We start from the raw sequence: 10,902 nt of genomic DNA on the forward strand, positions 1-10,902 counted from the left end.
CCCACCAGGGCGGACGAGGGCTCCCGGGCCGTGCCGGAGGCTGCTAGCAGCCGATCAGCCGCGCGCCCAGGTACGCCTTGACCTGGTCCAGCGAGACGCGCTCCTGCGACATGGTGTCGCGGTCGCGGACGGTCACCGCGTTGTCCTCAAGGGTGTCGAAGTCGACGGTGACGCAGAACGGCGTGCCGATCTCGTCCTGGCGGCGGTAGCGCTTGCCGATGGCGCCGGCGTCGTCGAACTCGACGTTCCACGCGGTGCGCAGGTCGGCGGCCAGGCCGCGGGCCTTCGGGGACAGCTCGGCGTTGCGCGACAGCGGCAGGACGGCGACCTTGACCGGGGCCAGGCGCGGGTCGAGCCGCATGCCGACGCGCTTCTCCATGACGCCCTTGGCGTTCGGCGCCTCGTCCTCGAAGTAGGCGTCGATCAGGAAGGCCAGCATGGCGCGGTTGAGGCCGGCCGCCGGCTCGATGACGTACGGGAAGTACCGCTCGCCGGACTCCTGGTCGAAGTACTTCAGGTCCTGGCCGGAGGCCTCGCTGTGCACCCGCAGGTCGTAGTCGGTGCGGTTGGCGACGCCCTCCAGCTCGGAGAACTCGCTGCCACCGAAGTTGAAGCGGTACTCGATGTCCACCGTGCGCTTGGCGTAGTGGGAGAGCTTCTCCTTCGGGTGCTCGAAGAAGCGCATGTTCTCGGTGCGCAGGCCGAGGCCGACGTACCAGTCCCAGCGCTGCTGGAGCCAGTACTCGTGCCACTGCTCGTCCTCGCCCGGCTTGACGAAGAACTCCATCTCCATCTGCTCGAACTCGCGGGTCCGGAAGATGAAGTTGCCGGGGGTGATCTCGTTGCGGAAGCTCTTGCCCGTCTGGGCGATGCCGAACGGCGGCTTCTTGCGCGAAGTGGTCTGGACGGCCTTGAAGTTGGTGAAGATGCCCTGGGCGGTCTCCGGGCGCAGGAACGCCAGGCCGCTCGCCTCCTCGGTGACACCGAGGTGGGTCTTCAGCATGCCCGAGAAGTCCTTGGGCTCGGTGAACTGGCCCTTGGTGCCGCAGTCGGGGCAGTTGACGTCCTGGAGACCGTTCGGCGGCGGGAAGCCGTGCTTGGCCTCGTACTTCTCCTCCAGGTGGTCGGCCCGGTGGCGCTTGTGGCAGGAGAGGCACTCGGTCAGCGGGTCGTTGAAGGTGGCGACGTGACCGGAGGCCTCCCACACCTCGCGGGCGAGGATCACCGACGAGTCGAGTCCGACGACGTCCTCACGGGCCTGGACCATCGCGCGCCACCACTGGCGCTTGATGTTCTCCTTGAGCTCGACACCCAGCGGCCCGTAGTCCCAGGCGGCACGCGTGCCGCCGTAGATCTCGCTGCAGGGGTAGACGAAGCCACGGCGCTTGCTCAGGCTGACGATCGTGTCGATCTTGTCGGCGGCCACAGTGCTCTCTTCAGTACGTACGGCACGGTCAGGGCACGGCTGGTTGCGCGTACCCGAATACCTCAGGTTACCGGCCCTACGGGTACGTGATTCAAATCGGTATCGTCCGGCCGCCCCCACCCTCCGTCACCTTCCGTTCACCCGTCCGAGTGATTTGACAATCATTTCCATGTGAGATGAGAATGATTGTCATGATGATCGGACTGCCTCGACTCGGACTGTCTCGCCGGACCCGCCGTTCCATGGCCCTCGGCACCACCGCCCTCGCCGCCTCCCTCGTCCTCACCGCCTGCGGAGGCAGCAGCAGCGCCGACAGCGGCACGGGCAAGCTGAAGGTCGTCGCCTCCTTCTACCCGATGGAGTACCTGGCCCAGCAGATCGGCAAGGAGCACGTCGCGGTCACCGACCTGACCGCCGCCGGCGTCGAGCCGCACGACCTGGAGCTCACCGCCAAGCAGGTCGGCACGGTCCAGAAGGCCGACGCGATCATCTACCTCAAGGGCCTCCAGCCCACCGTCGACCAGGCCGTCGCGCAGTCGTCCAGCAAGCACAAGATCGACGCCACCGCCGCCAGCCCGCTGGTCGACCACCACCTCGACGAGGGCACCGGGGACGCCGACCACGGCGGCGACGGCCACGGGACCGACGGCCACAAGCACGAGGACCCGGCCGGCGACCCGCACATCTGGCTCGACCCGACCCGCTACGCGGCGATCGCCAAGAGCGTCGGCGACGAGTTCGCCAAGGCCGACCCGGCCCACGCCGAGGACTACCGGAAGAACACCGACGAGCTGGTCACCAGGCTCACCGCGCTCGACCAGGAGTTCCGGGACGGGCTGAAGGACGCCAGGACCCGGACCTTCGTCACCAGCCACGCCGCGTTCGGCTACCTCGCCGACCACTACGGCCTCACCCAGGTCGCCATCAACGGCGTCGACCCGGAGTCCGAGCCCACCCCGGCCCGCCTCGCCGCGGTGCAGAAGGCCGCCAAGGACAACGGCGTCTCCACCGTCTTCTTCGAGACCCTGGTCAGCCCCAAGCTCGCCGAGACCGTCGCCAAGGACCTCGGCCTCAGGACCGCCGTCCTGGATCCGCTGGAGGGCGTCAAGGACCCGTCCAAGGACGACTACCTGACCGTGATGAAGCAGAACCTGGCCAACCTGCGGGCCGCCCTCGGTGCCCCGTCCGGGACCGCCCCGACCGGCACCGCCCCGACCGCCCCCGCCGGGACCGACGCCGCCACCCCCGCCCCCGCGAACTGACGGGACCGAGCACCATGACCGACCCGATACCCCCGGCCGTCCGCCTCCGTGACGCCGTCGCCTCGCGCGGCGGCCGGCCGGTGCTGCGCGGCGTCGACCTCACCGTCCGGCCCGGAGAGGTCGTCGCCCTGCTGGGCGCCAACGGCTCCGGCAAGTCGACCACCGTCAAGGCCGTGATCGGCTCCGTCCCGCTGGAGCACGGCACCCTGGAGCTGTTCGGCACCCCGTTCCGCTCCTTCCGCGCCTGGCACCGGATCGGGTACGTCCCGCAGCGCACCACCGCCGCCTCCGGCGTCCCCGCCACCGTGCGCGAGGTGGTCTCCACCGGACGGCTGCCGCAGCACCGGCTGCTGCCCTTCCGCCGCAAGGACCGCGAGGCGGTGGACCGCGCGCTGGCCGCCGTCGGCATGCTGGAGCGGGCCTCGGACGGCGTGGCCGACCTGTCCGGCGGCCAGCAGCAGCGGGTGCTGATCGCCCGCGCCCTGGTCGGCTCCCCCGACCTGCTGATCATGGACGAGCCGATGGCCGGCGTCGACGCCGCCAGCCAGCAGGTGCTCGCCGACACCCTGCGCACCGAGGTCGGCCGCGGCGCCTCCGTCCTCCTCGTGCTGCACGAACTCGGACCGCTGGAACCGCTGATCGACCGCGCCGTGGTGCTGCGGGACGGCTGCGTCGCCCACGACGGCCCGCCCGTGCCCAACACCGGCCTGCACGCGCTGCCCGGCCACGACCACGTCCACCCGCACGCCGACCTGACCCCGCCGAGGCTGCTCGCATGACCGAGATGCTGTCCTACGACTTCATGCAGCGGGCCCTGCTCGCCGCCGTCCTGGTCGGGATCACCGCCCCGGCCGTCGGCATCTACCTGGTGCAGCGCCGCCAGGCCCTGATGGGCGACGGCATGGGCCATGTCGCGATGACCGGCGTCGGCCTCGGCTTCATCTTCCAGACCAGCCCGGTCTGGATGGCCGTGCTGGTCTGCGTGCTCGGCGCCGTCACCATGGAGCTGGTCCGCTCGCGCGGCAACCAGCGCGGCGACATCGCCCTCGCGATGCTCTTCTACGGCGGCATGGCCTGCGGCAAGCTGCTGGTCTCGATGTCCGCCCAGGCCGGGGCCGGCTCGCTGGAGAGCTACCTGTGGGGCTCGATCCTCACCGTCGCCCCCGCGGACCTGGCCACCATCGCGGTGCTCGGCACGGTGGTCATCGCGGTCACCGTCGGCCTGCGCCGCCAGCTCTTCGCGATCTGCCAGGACGAGGACTTCGCCCGGGTCACCGGCGTGCCGGTGCGCACCCTCAACCTGCTGCTCGCGGTGATGGCCGCGGTCACCGTCACGGTCGCCATGCGGGTGGTCGGGCTGCTGCTGGTCAGCGCGCTGATGGTGGTCCCGGTGGTCGCCGCCCAGCAGCTCACCCGCTCCTTCGCCGCCACCCAGGCCGCCTCGATCGCGCTCGGCGTGGTCGTCTCGCTGGCCGGCGTCACGGGCTCCTACCAGCTCGACGTGCCCTCCGGCCCGGCCATCGTGCTGCTCGCCATCGCGGTCTTCGCGGTGTTCAGCCTGCTCGCCGCGCCACTGGCCCGACGGCGCCACCGCGGCACGGGCGAGAACGGACCGAAGGTGTGCGACGTCGAACTGCCGGGGCAGGCCGTCTCCGGGCCGTCCGGCACGACCACCCCTGAGCGGCGGGCCGGGCTGGCACAATGATGTGCGAGACGCCCACGACCCCAGGAGGACCCACGGTGACCACCGCAGGCCCGTCGCCGCGCGCCCGCTCGACCCGGCAGCGTGCCGCCGTCTCGGCAGCCCTGGACGAGATCGCGGACTTCCGCAGCGCGCAGGAGCTCCACGACCTGCTCAAGCACCGCGGGGACTCCGTCGGTCTGACCACGGTCTACCGCACGCTCCAGTCGCTCGCGGACGCCGGTGAGGTGGACGTGCTGCGCACCGCCGACGGCGAGGCGGTCTACCGCCGGTGCAGCAGCGGGCACCACCACCACCTGGTCTGCCGGCACTGCGGCGCGACCGTCGAGGTGGAGGGCCCCGCGGTGGAGCGCTGGGCCAACTCGGTCGCCGCCGAGCACGGCTTCAGCGACATCGCACACACCCTGGAGATCTTCGGGACCTGTGCGGAGTGCGCCAAGAAGGCCTGAGCCGCCGACACGAAGGAGAGGACCCGCCGGGCAGATCCCGGCGGGTCCTCTCCTTTTCGTCCGGCACGGCCGTCGCGTCCGGCACGGCCGTCGCGTCCGGCACGGCCTCGGGACCGTACGCCCGTCAGCGCTGGGACGGCACCGGCGCGCCGACCTCGTTGGGGATCGCCCCGCCGAAGCGCCGGTCGCGCATCGCGTACTGCTCGCAGGCGCGCCACAGGTCACGGCGGTCGAAGTCCGGCCAGAGCACGTCCTGGAACACGAACTCGGCGTAAGCCGACTGCCAGAGGAGGAAGTTGGAGGTGCGCTGCTCGCCGCTGGGGCGCAGGAAGAGGTCCACGTCCGGCATGTCCGGGTGGTACATGTACCTGGCCAGGGTCTTCTCGTTGACCTTCTTCGGGTCGAGCTTCCCGGCCGCGACGTCCTGGGCGATCGCCTGCGCCGCGTCGGCGAGTTCGGCCCGGCCGCCGTAGTTGACGCACATGTAGAGCGTGACGGCGTCGTTGTCCTTGGTCTGCTCCTCGGCGACCTGGAGCTCCTGGACGACGCTCTTCCACAGCTTGGGCATCCGGCCCGCCCAGCGGATCCGCACGCCCATCGCGTCCATCTCGTCGCGGCGGCGGGCGATGACGTCCCGGTTGAAGTTCATCAGGAACTTCACCTCGTCGGGCGAGCGCTTCCAGTTCTCGGTGGAGAACGCGTACAGCGAGATGTTCTTGACGCCGAGCTCGATGGCGCCCTTGAGGACGTCCAGCACCACGGACTCGCCGACCTTGTGGCCCTCGGTGCGGGGCAGCCCGCGCTCCTTGGCCCAGCGGCCGTTGCCGTCCATCACGATCGCGACGTGCTCGGGGACCAGCTCGCCGGGGATCTTCGGGGGCTGTGCGCCGCTGGGGTGCGGGGTCGGGGGGACGTACGTCCGCTGCTTGCCGCCGCCGAAGAGCCGTCGCGCTGCCATGTGCTCACTTCTCCACGTATCTCATCGAGCGGATGCCCCGCTCCAGGTGCCACTGCAGATAGGCCGCGACCAGGCCGCTGCCCTCCCGCCAGTACCGCGGCTCGCAGGCGTCGGCCGTCCGCCAGTCCCCTGACAGCAGCGCCCCGAGCAGTACCAGTGTCTCAGGGGAGGGTACGGCACATCCGGGCACTCGGCAGTCCCCGCAGAGCACCCCGCCCGCGGGGAGGGAGAAGAAACGGTTCGGCCCTTCCAGGCCGCATTTGGCACAGTCGGTGAAGCTCGCGCCGTACCCGTTCACCGCGAGCGAGCGCAGCAGGAAGGCGTCCAGTACCAGGTGCGACTCGTGCAGCCCGGCCGCCAGCGTGCGCAGCCCGCCGACCAGCAGCAGGTACTGCTGGACGGCCGGCTCGCCCTCGTTCTCGGCGAACCGCTCGGCGGTCTCCAGCATCGCGGTGCCGGCCGTGTAGCGGCCGTAGTCGGCGACGATCGGGCCGCCGTACGGCGCGATGGTCTCCACCTGGGTGCAGAGCGGCAATCCCCGGCCGATCAGCTCACTCCCCCGGCTGAAGAACTGCACGTCCACGTGCGAGAACGGCTCCAGGCGGGCACCGAACTTGGACTTGGTCTTCCGCACCCCGCGCGCCACCGCCCGCACCTTGCCGTGCTGGCGGGTCAGCAGGGTGATGATCCGATCGGCCTCGCCGAGCTTCTGCGCCCGCAGCACGACGCCGTCGTCCCGGAAAAGACTCATGGGGACCATTCTCCCCCACCACCCGCCGGCGCCGGACAGCCGTGTTGCCCGCACCGGCGGCCGTGGGGGAGGCCATGCGGTGCGGGTCACGGCGGGCCCGGGGTGGGGAGTCCAAGGCCCGTTGTGGGGGATTCGGAGATGGTCTGCGGATTCCGGAGGTCAGGACGGTGCTCGGCGGGCGGTGGTGGTGGCCGGTGATCACGAGCAGTGATCGTGAGCGGTGATCGTGAGCGGTGAGAGGTGGTCGGCGAGCAGCGCTGCGGGCGGGCCGGCGGGCGGCGCTACTTGTACGGGGTCCTGGTCGCCGCCTCCAGCAGCGCCCCGACCCGGGACTTCGGCAGGTCCAGGCAGCCCCCGACCGCGGCGAGCGCGTCGCGCTCCTGCGGCAGGTAGCGCCCGTCCGCCAGGGCGATCGCCGCACCCTGCAGCAGCAGCCGCTCGCGGCCGTGGTGGGCCAGGTGCGGGGTGATCGGTTCGAGCACCGCGTGCAGTTCGACGGCCAGTCCGCCGGACATCCCCCGGGCGTCGTGGAGTTCGCCGCCGAGCCCGGAGAGCGCGGCGAGCGCGGCCAGCACCTGGGCCTCGCCGCAGTCCTCGAACCCGGCCTCGCGGACCGCCGCGCAGGCCGCGTCGCGGGCCGCCCGGTGGGCGGTGCCGCCGGCCGCGAGCAGGGCCAGCGCGATGGTGTACTGGGCGTCCCGCAGCATCGCGCCGAGGCGCACGCTGGTGGGCTGCTCCAGGCTCTCGACGCCGTACCGGCCGTGGCAGCTGGTGCACTGCACACTGCCGATCACCGGGCCGAGCGGGACCACCGGGGTCCCCAGCAACCGCAGCCACCGCCGGCCGTGCTGCCGACGGTAGTTGCGGTCCCCGCCACAGCCCGGGCAGAAGAAGTCACCGAGAACGTCAGTCCGCCACCGCGGGCGAACACCCCACAACCTGGTCACGGCGCCACTCCCCAGACATGGCAGGCGGCCTGCTCGACAATGGGCAGGTCACGCGACCGGACACCGAGGCCGTCCCACCGACCCGGCTTTCCGGTGGATCGATGTTGCCACGGTTACCGGCACGTGTCAGTACCTCGAACGGCTTCCGATTCGAAAAAATGTGGCGCAGGACACAACCCCAGGCCGGCACGGCGAAGGGCCGCCCCGCGGGACGGCCCTTCGCACACCACCCGTTCGAATTAGCCGCGCTGCGAGCGGTTGACGGCGCTGATCATGGCCTTCAGCGAGGCCAGCACGGTGTTGCCGTCGATGCCCACGCCCCACAGCACCTTGCCGTCCACCGCGCACTCCACGTACGCGGCGGCCTGGGCGTCGCCGCCCTCGCTCAGCGCGTGCTCGGCGTAGTCCAGGACGCGCACGTCCACGCCGATCCGGGCCAGCGCGTCGGCGAAGGCCGAGACCGGGCCGTTGCCGGTACCGGTCAGGGTGGTCGGGACGCCGTCCACCAGGGCCTCGGCGGTCAGCGCGTCCCGGCCGTCCTCGGTGGTCAGGGTGCGCGAACCGCTCAGCGAGATCCGGCCCCACGGGTTGTCGGTGGTCGGCAGGTACTCGTCCTCGAAGACCCGCCAGATCTCGGCCGGGCTGACCTCGCCGCCCTCGGCGTCGGTCTTGGCCTGGATGATCCGGGAGAACTCGATCTGCATCCGGCGCGGCAGGTCCAGCTTGTGGTCGTTCTTCAGCACGTACGCCACGCCGCCCTTGCCGGACTGGCTGTTGACCCGGATGACCGCCTCGTAGGTGCGGCCGACGTCCTTCGGGTCGATCGGCAGGTACGGCACGCCCCAGGTGTGCTCGTGCACCGGTACGCCCGCGGCCCTGGCGTCCGCCTCCAGGACGTCGAAGCCCTTCTTGATGGCGTCCTGGTGCGAGCCGGAGAAGGAGGTGTACACCAGGTCGCCGGCGTACGGGTGGCGCGGGTGCACCTCCATCTGGTTGCAGTACTCGGCGGTGCGGCGCACCTCGTCGATGTCGGAGAAGTCGATCTGCGGGTCGATGCCCTGCGAGAACAGGTTCATCCCCAGCGTCACCAGGTCGACGTTGCCGGTCCGCTCGCCCTGGCCGAACAGGCAGCCCTCGATGCGGTCGGCACCCGCCATGTAGGACAGCTCGGCGGAGGCGACGGCGGTGCCGCGGTCGTTGTGCGGGTGCACCGACAGGCAGACGAACTCACGGCGGGACAGGTGGCGCGACATCCACTCGAACTGGTCGGCCTGGACGTTCGGGGTGGCCCGCTCGACGGTGGCGGGCAGGTTCAGGATGATCTCGCGGCCCTCGCCCGGCTGCCAGACGTCCATGACCGCCTCGCAGACCTCCAGCGCGAAGTCCAGCTCGGTGTCGACGAAGATCTCCGGCGAGTACTGGTAGCCGAAGACGGTGTCGTCGCCCAGCAGCTTCTCCGCGTACTCCATCACCAGCCGGGTGCCCTCGGTGGCGATCGCCCTGGTGGCCGCCCTGTCGTTGCGGAACACCACCCGGCGGAACAGCGGCGCGGTCGCGTTGTACAGGTGGACGGTCGCCCGCGGGGCGCCGACCAGCGACTCCACGGTCTTCTCGATCAGCTCCTCGCGGGCCTGCGTCAGCACCGAGATGGTGACGTCCTCGGGGATCGCCCCCTCCTCGATCAGCGAGCGCACGAAGGCGTGGTCGGTGGCCCCGGAGGAGGGGAAGCCGACCTCGATCTCCTTGTAGCCCATCTTCACCAGCAGGTCGAACATCATGCGCTTGCGGGCCGGCGACATCGGGTCGATCAGCGCCTGGTTGCCGTCCCGCAGATCGGTGGAGAGCCAGCGCGGCGCCTTGGTGATCACCTTCTCCGGCCAGCTGCGGTCCGCCAGGTCGACGGTGCCGAACGGCAGGTAGCGCCCGTGACGCATGCCCGAGGGCCGCTGGCGCACCGAGGCGGCGGTGATCGGGGTGGGGCGGTCGACGAAGGGACGGCCGGCGGGAACGGACGCGGCGGAGTTCTGCTCGGTCATGGAGGTGACTCGGCTTCCTGTGATGCGTGGTGCGGGCGGGTCGGGAGGGGTCAACACCTGGTCGACACCGACTGGCCGGCCTCGGCTGCCGCTCGCGATACACCAGTGGATCGCCGATCGCGCGCACAGCTCGTTCCCCGCGGCGAGGGTGCCGGCCCGGTGGACTACAGGCCCTCGACGCGGCAGCTAAGAAGAAGCAGCCCGTTGCGCATGATGGCCCCAGCGTAACCCAGCGCCGCGCGCCCCCGAAGTGATCCGGGCTTCCGTTCCACTCCTTGAGACGTCGACCGGTCATGCCGAAGGTGGTGACAACCGGTCATCGAGGCCTCACCCTGGGCCACATGACTGCAGCAGTACCGATCTGCACGATCGTCCCGCCGTACGTCCTGGACCGCCTCGCCGAGGCCGGCCACGAGCCCGCCGTCCACTCCCTGGCCCTCGACGCGGCGCACCGCGCGGCCCGACTCTCCCCGCCCCCGCCCGTCGCCGCCGCCCCGGGCCTCAACCGGGTGATCTACGACGCCGGACACGGCCAGCGGCTGCCCGGGCGCAGCGTGCGCACCGAGGGCCGCGGCGCGTCCTCCGACAGCTCCGTCAACCACGCCTACGACGGCCTCGGCGCCACCTTCGCGCTCTACGCCGACGTCTTCGGCCGGCACTCGATCGACGACCGGAACCTGCGGCTGGACGCCAGCGTCCACTACGGCCGCGACTACGACAACGCCTTCTGGAACGGCCACCAGATGGTGTTCGGCGACGGCGACAACGTGGTGTTCGGCGACTTCACCGCCTGCATCGACGTCATCGGCCACGAACTCACCCACGGCGTCACCCAGTTCACCGCCGGGCTGGACTACCAGGACCAGCCCGGCGCGCTCAACGAGTCGGTCTCCGACGTCTTCGGCTCGCTGGTCAAGCAGTACTCGCTGCACCAGAGCGCCGCCGACGCCGACTGGCTGATCGGCGCCGGGCTGCTCGCCCCGGGCGTGCAGGGCGTGGCGCTGCGCTCGATGAAGGCGCCCGGCACCGCCTACGACGACCCGCAGCTGGGCAAGGACCCGCAGCCCGCGCACATGCGGGACTACGTGAACACCTCCCAGGACAACGGCGGGGTGCACATCAACTCCGGCATCCCCAACCACGCGTTCTACCTGCTGGCCACCGCGCTCGGCGGCTCGGCCTGGGAGCGCGCGGGGCGGATCTGGTACGACGCGCTGACCGGGCGCACGCTGCCCGCCGACGCCGACTTCACCGCCTTCGCCCGGGCCACCGTGGCCGCCGCCAAGGCCCGCTACCCCGACGACCGGTCGGTGGTGGACACCGTCACGGCCTCCTGGGCGCAGGTCGGGGTCAGCCCGGGGTGACCCTCCG

General features: G+C 71.2%; 10 protein-coding genes. 5 read left to right on the forward strand and 5 right to left on the reverse strand.

Translation table 11 applies throughout. The features are described from left to right. Window positions 1-43: 43 nt before the first annotated feature. Entirely contained in the window at window positions 44-1,426 is a 1,383-nt protein-coding gene (locus ACIQOV_RS10230; protein ID WP_359902988.1) for a glycine--tRNA ligase, read from the reverse strand. A gap of 242 nt (window positions 1,427-1,668) precedes the next feature. On the opposite strand from ACIQOV_RS10230, the gene ACIQOV_RS10235 reads away from it, so the two are divergent. The 4 genes from ACIQOV_RS10235 to ACIQOV_RS10250 are packed head-to-tail and all read left to right on the forward strand — an operon-like array spanning window position 1,669 to window position 4,839. After that, window positions 1,669-2,688, forward strand: a complete 1,020-nt coding sequence (locus tag ACIQOV_RS10235) for a metal ABC transporter substrate-binding protein (protein WP_401047046.1) — start codon at window positions 1,669-1,671, stop codon at window positions 2,686-2,688. Window positions 2,689-2,702: 14 nt separating this feature from the next. Further along, window positions 2,703-3,467 carry a metal ABC transporter ATP-binding protein gene (locus tag ACIQOV_RS10240; RefSeq protein WP_380348007.1) on the forward strand — a complete coding sequence of 255 codons (765 nt, stop codon included), beginning with the start codon at window positions 2,703-2,705 and terminating at the stop codon, window positions 3,465-3,467. Further along, window positions 3,464-4,393 (forward strand): metal ABC transporter permease, encoded by a 930-nt coding sequence (locus tag ACIQOV_RS10245; protein WP_401047048.1) that lies wholly within the window; start codon window positions 3,464-3,466, stop codon window positions 4,391-4,393. The genes ACIQOV_RS10240 and ACIQOV_RS10245 overlap by 4 nt, the downstream gene beginning before the upstream one ends. Before the next feature lie 35 nt (window positions 4,394-4,428). Continuing rightward, entirely contained in the window at window positions 4,429-4,839 is a 411-nt protein-coding gene (locus ACIQOV_RS10250) for a Fur family transcriptional regulator (protein ID WP_189918013.1), read from the forward strand. A 124-nt stretch (window positions 4,840-4,963) separates the two neighbouring features. Here the strand turns inward: ACIQOV_RS10250 and ACIQOV_RS10255 are convergent, their stop codons facing one another. From ACIQOV_RS10255 to leuA, 4 genes are all read right to left on the reverse strand, one after another. Further along, complete coding sequence (locus ACIQOV_RS10255; protein ID WP_401047051.1) at window positions 4,964-5,797, reverse strand: isoprenyl transferase; 834 nt, start codon at window positions 5,795-5,797, stop codon at window positions 4,964-4,966. A 4-nt stretch (window positions 5,798-5,801) separates the two neighbouring features. Further along, entirely contained in the window at window positions 5,802-6,548 is a 747-nt protein-coding gene (gene recO, locus ACIQOV_RS10260; RefSeq protein ID WP_401047053.1) for a DNA repair protein RecO, read from the reverse strand. A gap of 281 nt (window positions 6,549-6,829) precedes the next feature. Beyond that, a complete protein-coding gene (locus ACIQOV_RS10265; protein WP_401047056.1) occupies window positions 6,830-7,375 on the reverse strand; it encodes a TerB family tellurite resistance protein in 546 nt (181 codons plus the stop codon). A gap of 359 nt (window positions 7,376-7,734) precedes the next feature. Beyond that, window positions 7,735-9,531: a 2-isopropylmalate synthase gene (leuA, locus tag ACIQOV_RS10270; RefSeq protein WP_359903005.1), complete on the reverse strand. Its 1,797-nt coding sequence runs from the start codon at window positions 9,529-9,531 to the stop codon at window positions 7,735-7,737. 341 nt (window positions 9,532-9,872) lie between these two features. Between leuA and ACIQOV_RS10275 the strand changes: the two genes are divergently transcribed. After that, window positions 9,873-10,895, forward strand: coding sequence for a M4 family metallopeptidase (locus ACIQOV_RS10275; protein WP_401047059.1), 1,023 nt, complete (start codon window positions 9,873-9,875; stop codon window positions 10,893-10,895). The last annotated feature ends 7 nt before the right edge of the window (window positions 10,896-10,902 follow it).

Source organism: Kitasatospora sp. NPDC091257 (assembly GCF_044757675.1).
Lineage (GTDB): Bacteria > Actinomycetota > Actinomycetes > Streptomycetales > Streptomycetaceae > Kitasatospora > Kitasatospora lactacystinica.